This window comes from Mesorhizobium sp. M0011 (assembly GCF_040324155.1).
GTDB lineage: Bacteria > Pseudomonadota > Alphaproteobacteria > Rhizobiales > Rhizobiaceae > Mesorhizobium.
The window spans coordinates 91176-109176 of the sequence record NZ_JAMYVQ010000001.1 but is presented as its reverse complement, the minus strand read 5'-3'; the positions used below and the strand labels follow the sequence as shown (position 1 = coordinate 109176).

15 protein-coding genes and 1 pseudogene are annotated in these 18001 nt (G+C 62.4%); 11 read left to right on the top strand and 5 right to left on the bottom strand.

The genetic code is table 11. The annotated features are described in order from the left end of the window. The first annotated feature begins 2 nt into the window (after positions 1-2). The 5 genes and pseudogenes from NKK51_RS00545 to NKK51_RS00525 all read left to right on the top strand — a co-directional run bounded on the left by NKK51_RS00545 (position 3) and on the right by NKK51_RS00525 (position 7055). Positions 3-896, top strand: a complete 894-nt coding sequence (locus NKK51_RS00545) for an aminoglycoside phosphotransferase family protein (protein WP_352550616.1) — start codon at positions 3-5, stop codon at positions 894-896. Between the two features lie 730 nt (positions 897-1626). Then, entirely contained in the window at positions 1627-2763 is a 1137-nt protein-coding gene (locus NKK51_RS00540) for a porin (RefSeq protein WP_352550615.1), read from the top strand. A 131-nt stretch (positions 2764-2894) separates the two neighbouring features. After that, the gene (recO, locus tag NKK51_RS00535; RefSeq protein ID WP_352550613.1) at positions 2895-3671 is read left to right on the top strand and encodes a DNA repair protein RecO; all 777 of its coding nucleotides are present in this window, start codon (positions 2895-2897) and stop codon (positions 3669-3671) included. Continuing rightward, a pseudogene (locus NKK51_RS00530) lies at positions 3668-4185 on the top strand (PaaI family thioesterase). Before recO ends, NKK51_RS00530 begins: the two are co-directional and overlap by 4 nt. A 98-nt stretch (positions 4186-4283) precedes the next feature. Beyond that, positions 4284-7055 (top strand): DUF2339 domain-containing protein, encoded by a 2772-nt coding sequence (locus NKK51_RS00525; protein WP_352550612.1) that lies wholly within the window; start codon positions 4284-4286, stop codon positions 7053-7055. 440 nt (positions 7056-7495) lie between these two features. Here NKK51_RS00525 and NKK51_RS00520 read toward each other — a convergent pair whose 3' ends face one another. Continuing rightward, positions 7496-7747: a type II toxin-antitoxin system Phd/YefM family antitoxin gene (locus tag NKK51_RS00520; protein WP_352550610.1), complete on the bottom strand. Its 252-nt coding sequence runs from the start codon at positions 7745-7747 to the stop codon at positions 7496-7498. Positions 7748-7960: 213 nt separating this feature from the next. Between NKK51_RS00520 and NKK51_RS00515 the strand changes: the two genes are divergently transcribed. The 5 genes from NKK51_RS00515 to NKK51_RS00495 all read left to right on the top strand — a co-directional run bounded on the left by NKK51_RS00515 (position 7961) and on the right by NKK51_RS00495 (position 12334). Then, positions 7961-8479, top strand: coding sequence for a sigma-70 family RNA polymerase sigma factor (locus NKK51_RS00515; RefSeq protein ID WP_352550609.1), 519 nt, complete (start codon positions 7961-7963; stop codon positions 8477-8479). After that, entirely contained in the window at positions 8476-9270 is a 795-nt protein-coding gene (locus NKK51_RS00510; RefSeq protein WP_352550607.1) for an anti-sigma factor family protein, read from the top strand. The genes NKK51_RS00515 and NKK51_RS00510 overlap by 4 nt, the downstream gene beginning before the upstream one ends. A gap of 206 nt (positions 9271-9476) precedes the next feature. Then, positions 9477-10574 (top strand): peptidase C39 family protein, encoded by a 1098-nt coding sequence (locus NKK51_RS00505; protein WP_352550606.1) that lies wholly within the window; start codon positions 9477-9479, stop codon positions 10572-10574. Positions 10575-10579: 5 nt separating this feature from the next. Beyond that, entirely contained in the window at positions 10580-12043 is a 1464-nt protein-coding gene (locus NKK51_RS00500; protein WP_013532574.1) for a RimK family alpha-L-glutamate ligase, read from the top strand. A gap of 18 nt (positions 12044-12061) precedes the next feature. Beyond that, positions 12062-12334: a DUF3303 domain-containing protein gene (locus NKK51_RS00495; RefSeq protein WP_127268533.1), complete on the top strand. Its 273-nt coding sequence runs from the start codon at positions 12062-12064 to the stop codon at positions 12332-12334. 18 nt (positions 12335-12352) lie between these two features. On the opposite strand, the gene NKK51_RS00490 is transcribed toward NKK51_RS00495, so the two are convergent. Further along, a complete protein-coding gene (locus NKK51_RS00490; RefSeq protein ID WP_352550604.1) occupies positions 12353-13234 on the bottom strand; it encodes a LysR substrate-binding domain-containing protein in 882 nt (293 codons plus the stop codon). Between the two features lie 111 nt (positions 13235-13345). Here NKK51_RS00490 and NKK51_RS00485 point away from each other — a divergent pair, with 111 nt between their 5' ends. Continuing rightward, complete coding sequence (locus NKK51_RS00485) at positions 13346-14236, top strand: fatty acid desaturase family protein (protein WP_352443175.1); 891 nt, start codon at positions 13346-13348, stop codon at positions 14234-14236. Between the two features lie 12 nt (positions 14237-14248). Here the strand turns inward: NKK51_RS00485 and NKK51_RS00480 are convergent, their stop codons facing one another. The 3 genes from NKK51_RS00480 to ygfZ form a co-directional block, all read right to left on the bottom strand. After that, complete coding sequence (locus NKK51_RS00480; protein WP_352550602.1) at positions 14249-16390, bottom strand: putative bifunctional diguanylate cyclase/phosphodiesterase; 2142 nt, start codon at positions 16388-16390, stop codon at positions 14249-14251. A gap of 63 nt (positions 16391-16453) precedes the next feature. Next, positions 16454-17086, bottom strand: coding sequence for an HD domain-containing protein (locus NKK51_RS00475; RefSeq protein WP_352550600.1), 633 nt, complete (start codon positions 17084-17086; stop codon positions 16454-16456). After that, a complete protein-coding gene (gene ygfZ / locus NKK51_RS00470; RefSeq protein ID WP_352550598.1) occupies positions 17086-17946 on the bottom strand; it encodes a CAF17-like 4Fe-4S cluster assembly/insertion protein YgfZ in 861 nt (286 codons plus the stop codon). The genes NKK51_RS00475 and ygfZ overlap by 1 nt, the downstream gene beginning before the upstream one ends. Between the last annotated feature and the right edge of the window lie 55 nt (positions 17947-18001).

Below are 18001 nucleotides of genomic sequence, written 5' to 3'. Positions count from 1 at the left end.
CGATGGACAGCAAGCCGAACATCGACATAGCGCTTGTCAGCCGATTGATCGCCACGCAGTTTCCCCGTTGGAAGGACCTTGCGGTCAGGCCCGTCGAGTTTGGCGGCTGGGACAACAGGACCTTCCATCTCGGCGACGAGATGACCGTGCGGCTGCCGAGTGCCGCGGCCTATTCCCTGCAGGTGGAAAAGGAACATCGCTGGCTGGAGAGGCTGGCGCCTCTGTTGCCGCTGCCGATTCCCGTGCCGCTGGCGATGGGGGTTCCGGCCGAAAACTATCCCTGGCATTGGTCCGTCTACCGCTGGATCGAAGGCGAGACAGCAAAGCGCGAGCGTATCGCCAGCCTGCCGCGATTCGCGACCGACCTGGCCATGTTCCTGGTCGCCCTGCAGCGGATCGATGCGACCGGTGGACCGGCGCCGGGACAGCACAATTTCTTTCGCGGCGGACCACTCAGCGTCTACGATGGCGAAACGTGGCAAGCGATTGCTGCTCTCGACGGCAAGATAGATACGGACGCCGCCAGTGCGGTGTGGGAGGCAGCACTTGCCGCACAATGGCACGGTGCGCCGGTCTGGTTCCACGGTGACGTCAGTTGGGGAAACCTGCTGGTCAGGCAAGGCCGATTGAGCGCGGTGATCGACTTCGGAACCTCCGGCGTCGGCGATCCCGCCTGCGATCTGGCGATCGCGTGGACGCTGTTGGAAGGCAAAAGCCGGGAGGCGTTTCGTGCCGGCCTTCCGGCCGACGAGGCGATGTGGGCGCGCGGTCGTGGCTGGACGCTCTGGAAGGCGCTGATCACGGTTGCCGGACAGATCGACGTCAACCCTGTCGAGGTTGAAAGATCCCGTCACGTGATCGATGAAGTGCTTGCCGATCACGCGCACGGCGCGTGAGGCGCCAAACGTTCAAGCCGCTCTCGCCCACCAGATCCTAATCCTGTCGCCGAACCATCCGCCTCGTATGGCGCGACCAGGGACATTCTGGCCGAGGCGATGCTTTTCCGGACCTATGCGTGCCCACCCGCCTGATCAAGGCGGGGGACTACATCGCCGGCGTCGCCAAGGTCGATTGAGAGGCGTCATGGAGGAATCGTCTTCAACGGCTGGCTGCTGTCACAATCGGCGACGCGACAGCGCTCCAGGGAGTTTCGATCGTCTTGGAAGAGCAGACAGGCTTGGAAGCGTCATCCCGCTTTCGCCTCGGTATCAGAGTAGATTTGGCGGATGAGCGTCATCCGCTGATAGAGGGGTGGCGGCAAGAGCCAGGTCGATTTCGGCGTAAATCAGGTAGATATTCCGCACTGTGCGGTAATTTTAGAAATATAGAACGTTAGAAATGTATTTAGCCACGTAAGTATCCGCATATATATTCAAAATATGACGTTGTGCCGATTGTGCCATTCGTGTTGGTAATAAGTGTTATTTGTGCAACACAGCACTAATCTGTTCATAGAACTAGAATTATTTCGGAAATGGTCATTGAGGGCAGATGATCGATGGGTATGTTCGCCGCTGAAAAGGGCGAGCGATGCGAGCCTTTTTCGTTGTGGGGGTGAGGCGGGAAAACATTGCCGCCAGCCACAAATCCGAAGCCATTTATAACTATGACTGGAGAGGTCAGAAAATGAACATCAAGAGCCTCCTTCTCGGCTCAGCCGCGGCCCTGATCGCGGTCAGCGGCGCACGCGCCGCCGACGCTGTCGTCGTCGCCGAACCGGAACCAGCCGAATACGTCAAGATCTGCGACGTCTACGGCGCCGGCTACTTCTATATTCCGGGCACCGAGACCTGCCTGCGCATCGGCGGCTATCTCCGCTACGACATGGGCGTCGGCGATTCCGGCGCGCTGGATGGCGCCAACAACGTTTCCGATCACATGGACGGCGATAGGAACGACACCTACTACAAGAACATGCGCTTCACGCTGAGGACTTATACCGGCCAGGAAACCGAACTCGGCACGTTGAAGACCTTTACCGAGACCCGCTTCCAGTTCGGCAACTCTTCCGGCGACTATACAGGTGGCGGCGCCGGCTGGCAGGCCGGCAACAAGACCACCACCCTGAACTTCGCCTGGATCCAGCTCGGTGGCCTGCGCGTCGGTAAGGATGAAACGGCATACGACCAGTTCGTCGGTTACGCCGGCAACGTCATCCAGGACACGATCATCCCGTATGGCATCAAGGACACCAACGTCCTCCAGTACAATTTCGACGCGGGGAACGGCGTCACGGGCGTGGTCTCGCTCGAAGAAGGCACCGGCGTCAACACCATCGACAGCTATGTTCCGCATGTCGTCGGCGGTTTGAAGTACAAGGGCGACTGGGGTGCGATCACCGGCGTCGTGGCCTATGACAGCAACTATGAGGAAGTGGCCGGCAAGGTCCGACTGGACGTCAACGTCAGCAAGGAACTGACGCTGTTCGTCATGGGCGGCTACGGCACCAACGACAACATCAACGACTTCGGCACAGGCCGTACCCAGTACAAGCCATGGGGCGGAAACTGGGCGATCTGGGGCGGCGGCACCTACAAGTTCAACGACAAGACCTCGTTCAACGCCCAGGTCTCCTATGACGACTGGAAGAACCTCGCCGTCGCGGCCAACGTTGCCTACACCATCGTCCCCGGCTACACGATCACGGCCGAAGTCGATTACCTCAATGCAGGAAAATTCGACGACTTCGACTTCAACAACTGGACCAAGGCCGACAAGAAGAGCAGCGTCGGCGGCATCGTTCGCTTCCAGCGCAATTTCTAACGGATCGACTGACCTCACCAGCCCGCCCGCAGCATTTGCTGCGGGCGGTTTTTTATGTGCTGTTGCAAGAGTCGGTCCCGGCGCAAGCCGATACCTTGATTTCGCCACCCGATCGGTGAAAAGCTCCTGAAATGGAATGGCGCGACGAGGGAATCATTCTCGGCACCCGCAAGCATGGCGAAACCAGCGCCATTCTCGAGGTGTTGACGCGAGCGCATGGCCGTCATCTCGGCCTTGTTCGCGGCGGCCGTTCGCGCAAGCAGCAGCCCGTGCTCCAGCCCGGCAATCGCGTCGACCTGTTGTGGCGTGCGCGCCTTGATGAACATCTCGGCACGTTCCAGGCCGAGGCGATCGAGATGAACGCGGCCCGGTTGATGGACAGCGCCGTCGCCGTCTACGGCTTGCAGACCATGGCCGCGCATCTGCGCCTGCTGCCCGAGCGCGACGCGCATGAAGGTCTCTACGAAACGCTTGCCGTAATGATCGTCCATCTCGACGATGCCGATGTTGCCGGTGAACTGGTGGCGCGCTTCGAGCTTCTGGTGCTGGACGAACTCGGCTTCGGCCTCGATCTCAGCCAATGCGCCGCCACCGGCACGCGACAGGACCTGGCCTATGTCTCGCCGAAGTCGGGACGCGCGGTATCGCGCGAAGCCGGTTTGCCATGGCGCGACAAGATGCTGGCTCTGCCGGCTTTCCTGCAGCGCGGCTCCGGCCTGCGCGCCGATGCGGCTGATGTCGAGGACGCCTTCCGGCTCACCGGCTTCTTCTTCAACCGCCATGTCTATGAGCCGCGCGGCATCGAGCCGCCGGACGCTCGGACCGGCTTCCTCGCCGCCTTGCGCAAACATCACGCGCGCGGCAAGGCCATGGCTGGCCAGGACGCAGCCAGAGAAATCATCACATGAGCGAGGTCGAACTTTATCCTGGCCGGGTCTCACCGCTCGGCCTCGGCACCATTCCGCACGCCGACATCCTGAAATACACCGGTTTGGAATTGCTGCAGCGCATCGTCGACGGCAGTATCCGGCGCCGCCGATTTCCTTTCAGCTGAATTTCACTCTCACCGAAGTCTCGGAAGGGCGTGCTGTCTTTTGTGGCATGCCGAGCGAGCGCCATCTCAACCCGCTGGGCAGCGTGCATGGCGGCTGGGCGGCGACGCTGCTCGATTCGGCACTGGCCTGTGCCGTGCAGACGCTGCTCGAAAAGGGCGAGGCCTATACGACGGCGGAGTTCAAGGTGAATTTGACGCGGCCCATCACGCCGAAGACCGGCGAAGTGGTCTGCGAGGGCAGGGTTGTTCACAAGGGCCGCACGCTGGCGGTGTCGGAAGCGACGCTGAAGGATGCCGGCGGCAAGCTGCTGGCTTTCGGCACCGAAACATGCTCGATCTTCCCGGCCGCCAACCTGGCGGCGCGTTGAGTTTTCTGACCGTAAGTTTTCTGGCCGTTTGGCCGCCGCATTTGAATGTCAGTGAGACTGAACGTCAGTGAAAACCGGCCTGGTTTGGGGGAACCGCCATGTTTGAAAGCCTGATCGGCCTAGTCGCCATCATAGCCTTGTTCGTCATCATTTCGCGCCAGCAGAGCCGCATCGGCCTTGTCGAGCGCGAGCTTGGCGCGCTGCGCAGCCTGGTCCTTTCCGGCGCCGTGACGCCTGCGGCCAAGCCGTTCGAACAGGCCACGCCAGACGCCGCGCCCGCCGATATGGCGCCGGCCGTTGCGGCAGGGGCCGACATTCCCTCGCCAGCGATAAGCGAGCCGGTCGCCGCACCGGCGCCAGCTATGGAAGCGGAAACCCCCATCGGCGAGGTCGTGTCCGGGCCATGGGCGCCAAGCGAGCCGGCATCGACGGCAGCGGAGCCTGCAGCGCCGACTGCCGCGGCGAAAGCCGCTCGCCAGTCCGATGTCGAAACCGCGCTCGGCACCCGCTGGGCGGTCTGGGTCGGCGGCATCGCGCTCGCGCTGGGCGGCCTGTTCCTGATCCGCTACACCATCGAAGCCGGCATTTTCGGCCCCGGCGTGCGGCTCACCATGGCTGCGGTTCTAGGCCTGGTGCTGGTCGCCAGCGGCGAGTTCATCCGCCGCACCGGCTTCAAAGTGCCGGTGCAAGGCGCCGCCGGTGCTTATATTCCAGCGATCCTGACGGCGGCTGGTGCCTTCATCTTGTTCGGCACCGTCTATGCCGCGCACGGCATTTACGGCTTCATAGGTCCGGCGCTCGCCTTCACGCTGCTCGGCGCCATCGGCGTGGCGACGATCGCGGCAGCCCTGGTCCATGGCCAGGCACTGGCCGGTATCGGCCTTGTCGGCGCCATGGTGACGCCGGTGCTGGTCGCCTCGCAGGCGCCCAATCCCTGGGCGCTGTTCGGCTATCTCGCGATCGTGCTCGCCGCCACCGGCGTCATCGCCCGCATGCGCGACTGGACCTTCCTGATGGCGGCGGCTTTTGCCGGCACCGGCCTCTGGACCATTCTCTACATGAGCGACGCAGCCGGCATGCAACTGCCTGTCGTCCTGTTTATCGATACGGTGACGCTGGCCGTACTTGCTTTTGTCTGGCTGAGCAGTCGTGGCAGCGAAGCGGACGCTGCAAAAAACGGGTTCGACTGGCCGTCGATCATCCCGGGGGCTTTCGTCGCGTTTTCGGCGCTGGGCCTGTCCGTCGACTCGACGCTTGTCGCCGCCGGCGATGCCTTACCGGGCGCCTTGGTCATCGTCGCCCTTGTTGCAACCGCACTCTATCGGCCGCGCGCGGTGCCGCTGCTGCATGCCGCTGGACTGGTAACCGTGATGATCCATCTCGGCATCATTCCGCCCACCACCATCGGCTCCGATCTTTCCCAAGGCAATTTGGGCTTTGACGGTATGCCGGTGGCAGCCGGCAATGCCTTGACGCTGCGCATCGGAATTGGCCTTGGCCTGGTCTTCATTGGTGCCGGCTTCTGGGCCGCGCGCAGGTTCGCCGCCGGAACGCAAATCCGCGCGGCCTCATGGGCAGCGTGGGGCGTCATCGTCCCGCTGGTCATCCTGCTGGCGCTCTGGTTCACCTTCGGCAATCTCGACCGTGACCTTGTCTACGCCGCCGTCGCGGCACTGCTGGTCGTCGTTTTCGCCGCCGGCGGCGAGTGGATCGCGCGGGCCGAAGAGCCGCCGCTCAAGGGCGGTATAGCGGTGTCGTTTGCCCTGGGCGGCGCGGCGATCGCCGGCCTGCTGCTGATGCATATGGCTTTCGATTCCGGCTGGACCACCATCCTGCTCGGTGCGGCGGCCATCGTGCCGGCGCTGGTCACGCGCTGGCGCTCCTATCCGGTGCTCGGCTGGATTTCGGTTGGCGCGGTGATCGCGGTGCTTGGCCGCGTCGCCTTCGACCCGACCATCGTCGGTGCGGAGTTCCTGTCGACGACACCGGTGTTCAACTGGCTGCTGCCGGGCTATGGCGTGCCGGCGCTCGCCTTCGGCTTTGCCGCCTGGCAGCTCGCCCGCACCACCCCCACACTACCAAGAGCTGGCAATGGCCGGCCACGCCTCGCCATGGAAGCAGCGGCGGCGCTGTTTGCGCTGCTGACCGTCGCCATGCTGGTGCGCCATGCCATGCATGGCGGCGTCATCGACACGGGTGCCATGACGCTCGCTGAACAGGCGATCTACACGCTGATCGCCATCGGCGCCGGCGCCATCCTGGTCGCCATCGACATGCGCTCACCAAGCTCGGTGCTGCGCTATGGTTCGATGGCCGCCGGCGTGGCCTCGGTCGCCTTCATCGTTGTCAGGCATTTCGTGGTGCTGAATCCTCTGTTCACGGACGAATCGACTGGCCAGATCCCGGTCTTCAACCTGTTGTTCCTAGCCTATCTCCTGCCGGCGGTCGCCGCCGGCGGGCTGGCGCTCTATGCCAGGGACAAGCGGCCGAAATGGTATGCGCAGATGCTGGCCGTGGTGGCTGCGGTGCTTGCCTTCGCCTATGCCACGCTGTCGGTAAGGCGCCTGTTCAAGGGCGAGTTCATCGGTCTGTGGAGCGGTCTCGGCCAGTTGGAAACCTACACCTATTCGGCGCTCTGGCTGGTCATCGGTGTGGTCCTGCTCACCGTGGGCGTCTGGCTGAAGTCGCAGGTGCTGCGCATCGCCTCTGCAGCGCTGATCGCGATCGCCGTGCTGAAGGTCTTCATCTTCGACATGTCGGAGCTTGAAGGCGTGCTGCGGGCGCTGTCCTTCATCGGCCTCGGCGCGGTGCTGATCGGCATCGGACTGTTCTATCAGCGGCTGCTGACGCGGGCGGCGAAGGAGGGATGACACGCTTGCTTCCGTGAACAGTTCTTACCGGTGGTTCATGGACCGCTATTCGCTATTTTCGGATGGTGCCACGCACGCGGCGTTGTGCGACTGCCTCTTTGATGAGGCCCGCGATCTTGCGGACAAACGCCGGGCTGAAGGAGCCTATTGGCTTCGTCGTGACGAGATCATAAGCTTCGTCGACTCGTACGCGGTTGTACTCGTCTAGAATTAGCCACGACGGAAAATTAAGCCCACCTCTGCGGCACTCGATTTTCGCTCACAGCAACATGCGTGCGGGACTGGTCGGGCTTTTCGAAGTGAGCGGGAACAAGAAGAGTGCGGCAGGCGTTGCCGGCGTTCTAACCACAATGCAGACGGCCCGCGCCTTGCGGCCGGATTCCTCGCCGGCATCAGCCTGCCGCGCCCATAGATAGTAGTATCGAAGCAAATCACCGGGCTTAAGCATCCGGCTTGTCGCAGGTTGTGATGGCCTCCAATCCGGACATGAGTTCATCATGAATCTCGTTCGGCGCGTCCTCAAGCGTGTAGGCTACGGCATGAGGCGAACTGACGAGCTGCCGGTATTGGGTGGCTGAAAGGATGATCAGCTTCTCCTTGCCGCGTTTCGTGAGAGCGACAGGCTCGATCATTGCCGTTTCGAGAATTTCGCCGGACGCCCGGTTCATGTCTGAAAAGGTGAACTGCTTCATCGAAGGATCCTTATACGTATTTCACGTATAATGCATAGTATCTAAGCAATCGATTTGTCGCCCGTTCCGGTCGGGAATAAATCGGCACCAGCCAGCGTTATCTCATTGCTTGGGTGACCGGGGCGGCGGACCGCTTCGCGCTGGCCGCTTGCGCCGCGCCCGGAAAGCGCGTTCAATCGGGGATCAACAAGGGCGACCTCAGAACCAGCGGTCATGGACGAAAAGAAGGCAGCAATCCTTGGCGAAATACCGCGCCTGCGCCGCTACGCACGCTCGCTTTTGCGCGACCGCGACGCTGCCGACTATCTCGTCCAGGATTGCCTCGAGCGGGCGCTTGTCCGGCTCGATAACTGGCAGACAGGAGAAAGCCCCCGGAGGTGGCTGTTTACGATCATGCATCATTTGTTCATCGACCAGATGCGCAAGGTGAACCGCCGCGGCGAGGCGGCAATGTTGCCGCTGGAGGCGGGCGAGGCCGTTGCCCAGCCGGCCGAACAGGTGGAGAGCATCGCCTCGCGCGAGATCATCGACGCGTTGCAGGCGATCAGCCCCGATCGACGCGCAGCCCTTGTCATGGTTGCCATCGAAGGTTTTTCCTATGCTGAAGCCGCCAATATTCTGGGCGTCCCCGCTGGCACGCTGATGTCGCGCATCGCGCGTGGGCGTGAGGAATTGCGTGGGTTGCTGGACGATACGGCGCGTCGCCGCGCGATAAGGATCGTCGAGAAATGATCCGCCGCGACTTTTCCGAACGTGACATCCACATGGCGCTTGATGGCGAGCTGCCTGCAGACGAGCGCGCCGCTTACGATGCCTGGCTCGACGCCAATCCCGAGATGAAGGCAAGGAGCGCCCGCTTCACCGCCGACCGGACGGCGCTGCAGGCCGCCTTCGCCGGGGTGCTGGACGAAGCCGTGCCCGCGCGCCTGCGCAAGGTCGTGCTCGGCGAGGCACCGGTGAGGGCTGCCGCGCCACGCTCACGCTGGTGGCTTGCCGCTGCCGCTGCCGTGTTTCTGGTCGCCGCCGGCGGGCTTGGCGGCTACCTTGCCGGCGTCGACGGCATCGGGCAGGAGGACCCGGCGGAAGATCGACTGGCCGAGCAGGCAATCGCGGCCCATGTCATCTATGCCGCCGAAAAGCGGCATGCGGTCGAAGTGCCGGCCAGCGACAAGGATCATCTGCAGACCTGGCTGTCCAATCGGGTAGGGTTGAAGCTGGTGGCGCCCGACCTGACCGCGAACGGTTTCCAACTGGTCGGCGGACGGTTGCTGCCCGCAGGCGAAAGCAAGGCAGCGATGCTGCTCTACGAGGACGATAAGGGCGAGCGCATATCTCTCTTCGTCACCGCGGAATCGGCGGAGAACGCCAAGGGCACCTATGCATCGGCGCAAGACGGTCCACAGGCCGTCTACTGGCTGGACAAGGGCTATGGCTGCGCCGTCGTCGGCTCGCTGCCGCGCGAGCAATTGGCCGTCGTGGCAAAGAGCGCCTATGGCCAGCTTCTGGCCGGCCTGGCCAGTTGAAAGGCGCGGCTTTTGATGGCGACGCCAATCCACGAATAGCGACGCTCTTCAAAGCACTTTCCATGGCCGATCTGCTGCCGAATCTGTCACAATTCGGCCCTATTCGAGGTGCGATAGCGCTTTGTGGCCATCAGTATTTTCGGCTGATGTCCTGAACGTTTTCAGTAGGGCATTTCCCACCACCAATCGAGGTTTTCTCAAGCCGCATGCCTGCCGAGATCCGCACGGCCCGCGCGTCTGACGTCGATGATCTCGCCGCCATCGAGAAAGCTGTTTTCTCGAGCGACCGTATTTCCCGCCGCTCTTTCCGCCTGTTCATCGAGCGTGAAACCGCCGAGACGCTGGTCGCCGAAGTCGATGGCCGCGTGGCCGGCTACGCGATCGTGCTGTTTCGCAAGGGCAGCGGCGTGGCGCGCCTCTACTCGATTGCGACCGGTCCCTTCTTCGGTGGGTTGGGTGTTGGCCGCATGCTGCTTGGATCGGCCGAAGACGCCGCCTTCGAGCATGACCGCATGATGCTGCGTCTCGAGGTGCGCGAGGACAACAACCGCGCGATCCGCATCTATGAACAGGCCGGGTATCGCAAGATCGGCCGTGAACCCGGCTACTATGAGGATGGCGAGGCAGCACTTCGCTACGAAAAGACCTTGCGCGGCGACATTCCGATTGCCACCAAGGTGCCGTTCTACCAACAGACCTGCGAATTCACCTGCGGCCCGTGCTGCCTGATGATGGCCATGGCCAATTTCGACCGCGGCTTCGTGCCGGATCCGGTCATGGAAATCCGCCTGTGGCGCGAAGCGACGACCGTCTTCATGATGTCGGGTCCCGGTGGTTGCGAACCGTTCGGCCTCGCTGTCTCGGGGTACGAAAGTGGGCTGGCAGCGGAGATCTACGTTTCCTTTTACGGTGCGTTGTTCCTGCAATCGGTGCGCAGCGAGGACAAGCGCCGGGTGATGGAACTCGCCCAGGTCGACTTTCGCCGGCGCGCGGAACTTTACGGCATCCCGGTGAATTACCGTCCGTTCACCATCGATGATATCAGGGCTTCGATCGCGGAGGGTAAACTGGTGCTGGTGCTGATCAGCGGCTTCCTGATGTTCGGCAAGAAGGTGCCGCATTGGGTGCTGGCGATCGGCGATGATGGCGACCATATCCTCATCCACGACCCTTGGGTCGAGGACGAAAGGCAGGAGACCATCCTTGATGCCGCCAACATTCCCGTGCCTTACGGCATCTTCATGAACATGGCGCAGTTCGGCCGAGACGGACTGCGTGCCGCCATCACTCTGGGAAAGCGCTGATAACAATGACCTGGGTTATTCTTACAGGCAGGCAGAGCGATCTCGACCAGGTGGCGACACCACACAAGATCATCACCAATCGCGATTATCTCGCGCATCCGTCGCTGTTTCGCGGCCAGCGGCCGAAGGTCATCAACTTGTCGAACAATTACGCCTACCAGAGCCGCGGCTACTATGCCTCGCTGCTGGCAAGCTCGCGCGGCCACAAGGTGATCCCGACCGTCGAGACGATGATCGACCTGTCGGAGCGCAAGCTCTATGAGCACGCGCTGCCGGAACTGGAGCTGGCGCTCAACAAATGCCGTAAGGATCTTGGCGGCGCCTTTCCGCAAAAGGTCTGCATCTTCTTCGGCATCGGGCCGTCGAAAATCTGGGACCGTTTCGCCAAGCTGTTGTTCGACTGGTTCCGCGCACCGGCGCTCGAAGTCCACATCAAGGACAGCGCCGAATGGGCCTCGATCCGCAAGATCGGCTTCCATCCGCTGGCGCGCATGACCGAGGACGAGGAAAAAAGCTTCATCCAGTGCCTGGAGACTTACACCAACCGCGAGTGGCGCGACACCAAGGGCCGCACGCCGGCGCGCTACACCTTTGCCACGCTGGTCGACCCGCATGAGGAATTGCCGCCCTCGGAGATCTCGTCGCTGCGCTATTGGGCCAAGATCGCCGAGAAGATGGGCGTCGAAATCGAGCCGATCACCAAGCGCGACCTCGCCAAGCTCGCCAATTACGACGCGCTGTTCATCCGCGAGACGACCTCGATCTCCAACCACACCTATCGTTTCGCCCGCCGCGCCCAGCAGGAAGGCATGCCGGTCATCGACGATCCGCTGTCGATGATCCGCTGCACCAACAAGGTCTATCTCAACGAGTTGATGGCCTACAACAAGGTCCCGGTGCCGCCGACGGTGATGATCGCCGGCACCTCGGATCTCGAACTGGCGGCGCAGACACTGGGCTTTCCGCTGGTGCTGAAGATCCCGGATTCGTCGTTCTCGCGCGGCGTCAAGAAATGCGCCAATTTCGAGGAACTGAAGACGTTGGCTACCGAATGGCTGGAGGATTCCGACCTTCTGATCGCGCAGAAATTCATTCCGACCGAGTATGACTGGCGCGTCGGCGTGCTTGGTGGCCAGCCATTGTTTGCCGTGCACTATCTGATGGCAAAGAAGCACTGGCAGATCGTCAACCACAAGGCCAACGGCAAGCCCGACCAGGGCGGCATCAAAACCTTCACGCTGAAGGAAACGCCGGCGCATGTCGTCGAGACGGCAGTGAAGGCGGCGCGCTGCATCGGTGACGGGCTCTATGGCGTCGACCTCAAGGAGACCAAGGACGGCGTCTTCGTCATAGAGGTCAACGACAATCCCAACCTCGACCATGGCTGGGAGGATTCCGGCGAGAAGGACGAGGTCTGGGTGCGGCTGACGCAGTGGTTCCTGGAGCGGCTGGACCGGCCGGGGCGGTAATTTGATCGGGGGTAGAACATGCAGTTCATCGTCATCGAGGATTTCACCGGCTGCGATCGCAAGGAGATCTACCGCCGCTTTCGCGACCGCGGCCGCCTGAAACCTGACGAGCTTCTCGTGCACCACAGTTGGATCGCGGCGGACATGAGCCGCTGCTTCCTGCTGGTGGAGACCGATGACGTCACACTGCTGCAGCGTTGGGTCATCGAATGGGCGGATCTGGTGGAGTTCGAGATCATCCCCGTGGCGACAAACAAGGACATGGCTGAGGCATTGAGCGGGCACCTCTGATCATCGCCGCACACTACGTCAACGCAGTGCCGGCGAGCCGACTGCGCGCCGACACTCGTCGATCAGCCACAGGCGAAACGCCGCCACGACATCGCGCCTGGCGCTGCGCTCCGGGATCGTCAGGCAATAGGGCTGGCGCAGCTCCAGTGCCTGGGCGAGGGGCCTGACAAGTCGGCCGTCTGCCAGCGCCACGCCCAATCCCGAAATGGCAAGGTCGAGTGCCGCGCGCGATGAGTTGGCCGAGAGGCCGCGCTGCGCTGCCCGGCCGGGCTCGATGCCGGCCGCCTCGAACCAGTTGTGCCAGGACGGAAAGGACGCACCAGTCGGTCCCCAGCCCGTGTGGATAAGCGGCAGGCTGGCCAGGCCCTCGGGTTTGATTGTGTCCGCCAGCCCGGGGGCACACACGGGATAGACTGCGTCCTGGACGATGTCCTCGGTCGGGTGCTCGCGATAATGCGGCCCATAGGAGAGCCTGATGTCGATCAGTTCACGGTCGAACGGCACCGGGTCGTCGTCGCCTCTGAGCGATATGTCGACGACGCCATGGCTTGAGGCAAAACCAGCGAGACGCTGCGAAAGCCAACCCATGGCCATGGATGGCGACACCGACACCACAAGGCGTGGGCGGAACGTATCGCCGCCCAGCTGGCGCGCGACGCTGCCGATCTCCTGGAAGGCCATGGTCAGCCTGGGCAGCATCTCGACGCCGGCCTCGGTGAGGACGACGCGCCGGTTGACGCGGTGGAACAGCTTGCGGCCCATCTGCTCCTCGACCGTGCGGATGAGCTGACTGACGGCAGCGGCCGACACCGAAAGCTCTTCCGCCGCCGCGGCAAAGCTGCCTATACGGGCCGCAGCCTCGAAAGCTTGAAGCCCTTTGAGAGAGGGAGGTACGGCCATAATCACCGAATAGATAAGTTCAGCTTATCTAGATTGCAGAAATCGTCGTTTTTGGAAAGGTTGTTCATTGGCTACAGTGGGTTCATCAAACTCCAGTCTGGATCGAAGCACGTGGATCATCGTGACGTAATTTCATCGCTGACGCAGGAGGAGCGCAATCGGCTGACCGCCAAGTCTGATGTTGCGGGCCTCGTTCAGCTTGCTGCTCATTGGGGCGCGATCGTGGTCGTCGGATCGCTGATCGCCGTCAAGGTGCCGTTCTGGCCACTGCTGATGCTGCCGCAAGGTATCCTCATCGTCTTCCTGTTCACGCTGCTGCACGAAACGGTCCATCGCACGGCCTTTGAGTCGCAATGGCTGAACGATGCCGTGGCGCGGGTGTGCAGCCTGGCGATCGCGCTGCCGGCGGACTGGTTTCGCTATTTCCATTTCGCCCACCATCGATACACGCAGGACCCGCAGAACGACCCGGAACTGGCCTTCCCCAAACCGGAGACATGGCGGCAATATCTCGTCCACATATCCGGCATCCCTTTGTGGTGGGGCCACCTCAAGACGCTTTATGCCAATGCGATGGACCGCGGCCGGGAAAGCTACGTTCCGCCAAAGGGCTATGACAAGGTGCGCATCGAGGCACGCGCCATGATTGCCTTTTACGCCGTGGTCCTTCTGCTGGCCGTCTATTTCCGGCTCTCGGTGCTTCTCTATGTCTGGATCTTGCCCGCTCTGTTGGGGCAGCCGTTTCTGCGCCTCTATCTCTTAGCCGAGCACGGCCGTTGTCCGTTCGTCGCCAACATGCTGGAGAACACCAGGACCACGCTGACCAACTGGCTGGTCCGCAGGCTGGCGTGGAACATGCCGTTCCATGCCGAGCATCATGCCTATCCAGGCGTGCCGTTTCATCAACTGCCGCGGTTTCATGCGCTGATCGAGCGGCATCTCAAGGTGGTCGAGCCCGGCTATGTCAGCTTCCACGGCAAATACATCGACACGCTGCGTTGACGATGGCCGGCCTCAGCCGGTCTGGCTGTGGAGCGCTCGGGATTTCAACAGACGCTGGATCTCGGCGGCCGTTGACGGCACGCCGATCAGATAGCCCTGCGCCTCTGTACAGCCATTGCCGCGCAGGATGTCGAGTTGCGCCTCGGTCTCGACCCCCTCGGCGGTGACAGTGATGCCAAGCTCGGCGCCCAGCCCGATGACGGTGCGAACGATCGCCGCGGCGTCACGATTGCCCAGGTCGTGGATGAACGAACGATCGATCTTGATCTTGTCGACGGGAAAACGCCTGAGATAGCCGAGCGAAGAATAGCCGATGCCGAAATCGTCCAGCGCGATACGGATGCCGAGTTCGCGCAACTGCCGCAGCGTCCTTAGCACCGCCTCGCTTTCGTCCATCAGCACGGTTTCGGTGATTTCAAGCTCCAACCGACCGGCTGGCACGCCGGAGAAAGCCAGCGCCGAGATGACGCTGCGGGCGAAGCTGCCGCTTTTAAGTTGCACGGCCGAGACATTGACCGCGACGCGCAGGCCGGCGGGCCAGTCGGCCGCCGCCGTGCAGGCTTTCCTCAGCGCCCATTCGCCAAGCGGCACGATCAATCCGGTGTCTTCGGCGACCGGAATGAAGCTGTCCGGCGCCACCGTGCCGCGTGTCGGCGAATGCCAGCGCATCAAGGCTTCCGCGCCGACGATCTCCCCGGATGCGATGTTCATGATGGGCTGGAAATCGAGGTCGAACTCCTGGCGCGGCAGCGCGGTCTCAAGGTCGACCTCCAGCGCACGCCGTGCCTGTACCATTGCGTCCATTCCGGGTTCGAAGAACCGATACAGATTGCGCCCTTCGCTCTTCGCCCGGTAAAGCGCTGTATCGGCGTTCCTCAGCAGCGTGTCGGCATCTCGGCCGTCGTCGGGGAAAACCGCGATACCCAGGCTGATTCCGATATGCATCTCGCGGCGCTTGTCGCGGAACGGTTTTCCGATTGTCTCGACGATGCGCTTCGCGAGTTTTTCAGCACTGGCAATGCCCTTGAAATTGAACTGGATGATGACGAATTCATCGCCGCCGAAGCGGGCGACGACGTCGTTTTCATTATGCAGGCAGCGCTGTAGTCGCTCGGCCACGCTCTTCAGAAGCCAGTCGCCGGCCGGATGTCCCCAGGTGTCGTTGACCGCCTTGAAGCGATCGAGATCGAGCGAGAAGATCGCCAGCGGCGTGGCCGCCGTGTCCTCCAGCGCAAGGTCGAGCCGTTCGCGGAACATCGAGCGGTTGGGCAGGCCGGTCAGCATATCGTGATGCGCAAGATGGGTCATGCGCTCTTCGGTACGGCGGCGCTCCGTAACATCGTCGAAGGTCGCCACCCAACCGCCGCCGCTCATCGGCTGGCGGGTGACCAGAACCGTCCTGCCGTCGGTAAGATGCCGATAGGCCGTGTGCATTTTTCTCGCCACCAGGCAGGCCTCGGTCTTGGCGACTTCGCTGTCGACATCGATCTTCGTATAGATGCCGAGTTCCAGCAATCGTTCGAGCGCGTCGCGGTGCGTCGTTCCAAGCGGGAAGTCCGCCGCGGTGACGTTGTAGAGTTCTAGGAAACGCCCGTTGCGCACGATCATCTTGCCGTCGGCGTCATACATCAGCAGGCCCTGCGACATATTGGCGAGCGCTGCGTCGAAGCGGCGGTGCTGCTCTTTGAGATCCTCTTGCGCGCGGCGCTGCTCAGTGATGTCCTCATAGATCGAGACCCAGCCGCCCAGAGCCAGAGGGCGGTGCGAGATGCTGACGATGCGGCCGTCCGACAGTGTTTCTTCGTAGGTCGAGGGCTTTGCCTGATCGATATAGGGTTTGCGGATGGCGTAGAGTTCGTCGGCGGTTTGCGAGGCGATGCCGATATCGACGCTGTGGCGCAGAATGTCGAGGAACCGGATGCCGGGCCTTATCACGCTGGCTTCGAGGCAAAAGATGTTCAGGTAGTTGCCGTTGCAGATGATCATCCGCTCGTCGGCGTCGAACATGCACAGGCCGTGCGACATGTTCTCGACCGCAGCCGAAAAGCGTTGGTTCTGCTCGCGCAGTTCGTCTTCCATGTGGCGGGAGTGGTCCATGCCTTCGGCCTCCCGTTTCGGGATGGTCGGACCATCCTTGGCATCAGCGACGGGCATGAGCGCGCCTGCGGACCGTGATCGAACGCGCTATTGTGGCCGCCGCCGGTTAATTTAGCGTTTTTAGCCGATTGCGGTCGCCGAAACCTGGTGCCGCGACGTCTCGATCGCGGAAAACCGCTTCAGGAACGCATTTTGCGCCCAGCTCACCGAGCGTGGCGTGAAATCGAAGCGGTCGGCATTGAAGCCGCGCGGCCGGCCGAAGAACTCGGTCGCCTCGGCGGTCGAAAAGCCGGCGAGCAGCGTTGCCTCGAAATAGGCGGCGATCTGGTCGGCGCGCTTGATCTCCTTGCGCAGCGCAGCACCCGGTTCCGGCAGCGAGAAGCGCAGATGGATGGCGCGCTGCAGCCGCAACTCACAATCCTTGTAGCTGCCGCCCATTACCGATTTGAACGGTGAGATCATGTCGCCGATGACATATTCGGGGGCGTCGTGCAGAAGAGCCGCCAGCCGGGCGTCGGCCGAAGCCTCGGGTACCAGGTCGCGGAACAGCGCTTCGACCAGCAGCGAGTGCTGGGCAACCGAAAAAGCATGCTCGCCGCTGGTCTGGCCGTTCCAGCGGGCAACGCGGGCGAGCCCATGCGCAATGTCTGAAATCTCGATGTCGAGCGGCGAGGGGTCGAGCAGGTCGAGCCGGCGGCCCGACAGCATGCGCTGCCAGGCGCGTGCCGGTGCGCCGACGCGGTCGGCCGCCATCAGACCCCCTCCGCGCTGGCGGCTTCCTGCGGGAAGGTGAATTTTGCCCAACCGGGAATGGCCAGCGTAACTGGAACGTCCGCCGCCATGATCGGCAGATCGGCCTCGAGCGCCGCCTTGATCCGGTCGATACGGACAATCGCCAGACCAGCCGTGCCGGCAGTCGAGCCAAGCGTGCCAACCGGCCTGCCTTCGACGGTCAGCTCAGAGCCGGGCGCGGGCAGGGGCCGGTCGGCTGACACAATCAGCACGCGCCGCCTGGCGGTGCCGCGATGCTGCATGCGCGAGACGACCTCCTGGCCGACATAGCAGCCCTTCTTGAAGCCGACGCCACCGGTTTCGTCCAGCAGCACGTCGTGGGGGAAGGCGTCTCCGAGTTGGTAGTCGCTGCCGCTTTCGGCAATGCCGCCGGCAATGCGGAAGGCTTGCCACGCGGCAAGATCGCTGCGCTCATCTGTTTCGCCATAGGAACGCGTGACGGCACCCTTCGGAAAGCGTGTGTCGGCGGCTGCCGTTGAATCAGATTGTGAGGGTGTTGATTCATGTCCCCATGCGACGGTGACAAATGCCTGATCGGATTTGGCAATCTCGACCTTGGCGCGCAGTTTGTAGAGCGTCAGCCGGCGTATGAAATCGTCCGCTATGTCGGCACGGCATTCGAGCCGGAATGCATTCTCGCCGGTGCGCGAGATCAGGAAATCGAACAGGATCTTGCCTTGCGGCGTCAGCAGCGCACCGGGCTTGGCTTCGCCGGGAGCCAGGATGTCGAGATCGGTGGTCACGATGTTTTGCAAAAAATGCTCGGCATCCGGACCTGATACGGAAATGAGGGCGCGGTCTTTGAGCTGGGCAAAGGGCATGGGCGGAAAAGCAACCTGATCTTGCAAAACGGTCGGCCTTTACGTAAGCCGCTGG

Bases quoted from the DNA above. Each gene is read 5' to 3' on its own strand.
- NKK51_RS00480 (WP_352550602.1), bottom strand. From the start codon at position 16,390: ATGCCCGTCGCTGATGCCAAGGATGGTCCGACCATCCCGAAACGGGAG.
- ygfZ (WP_352550598.1), bottom strand. From the start codon at position 17,946: ATGCCCTTTGCCCAGCTCAAAGACCGCGCCCTCATTTCCGTATCAGGT.
- NKK51_RS00505 (WP_352550606.1), top strand. From the start codon at position 9,477: ATGCCTGCCGAGATCCGCACGGCCCGCGCGTCTGACGTCGATGATCTC.
- NKK51_RS00475 (WP_352550600.1), bottom strand. From the start codon at position 17,086: ATGGCGGCCGACCGCGTCGGCGCACCGGCACGCGCCTGGCAGCGCATG.
- recO (WP_352550613.1), top strand. From the start codon at position 2,895: ATGGAATGGCGCGACGAGGGAATCATTCTCGGCACCCGCAAGCATGGC.
- NKK51_RS00525 (WP_352550612.1), top strand. From the start codon at position 4,284: ATGTTTGAAAGCCTGATCGGCCTAGTCGCCATCATAGCCTTGTTCGTC.
- NKK51_RS00510 (WP_352550607.1), top strand. From the start codon at position 8,476: ATGATCCGCCGCGACTTTTCCGAACGTGACATCCACATGGCGCTTGAT.
- NKK51_RS00545 (WP_352550616.1), top strand. From the start codon at position 3: ATGGACAGCAAGCCGAACATCGACATAGCGCTTGTCAGCCGATTGATC.
- NKK51_RS00500 (WP_013532574.1), top strand. From the start codon at position 10,580: ATGACCTGGGTTATTCTTACAGGCAGGCAGAGCGATCTCGACCAGGTG.
- NKK51_RS00520 (WP_352550610.1), bottom strand. From the start codon at position 7,747: ATGAAGCAGTTCACCTTTTCAGACATGAACCGGGCGTCCGGCGAAATT.
- NKK51_RS00515 (WP_352550609.1), top strand. From the start codon at position 7,961: ATGGACGAAAAGAAGGCAGCAATCCTTGGCGAAATACCGCGCCTGCGC.
- NKK51_RS00495 (WP_127268533.1), top strand. From the start codon at position 12,062: ATGCAGTTCATCGTCATCGAGGATTTCACCGGCTGCGATCGCAAGGAG.
- NKK51_RS00540 (WP_352550615.1), top strand. From the start codon at position 1,627: ATGAACATCAAGAGCCTCCTTCTCGGCTCAGCCGCGGCCCTGATCGCG.
- NKK51_RS00490 (WP_352550604.1), bottom strand. From the start codon at position 13,234: ATGGCCGTACCTCCCTCTCTCAAAGGGCTTCAAGCTTTCGAGGCTGCG.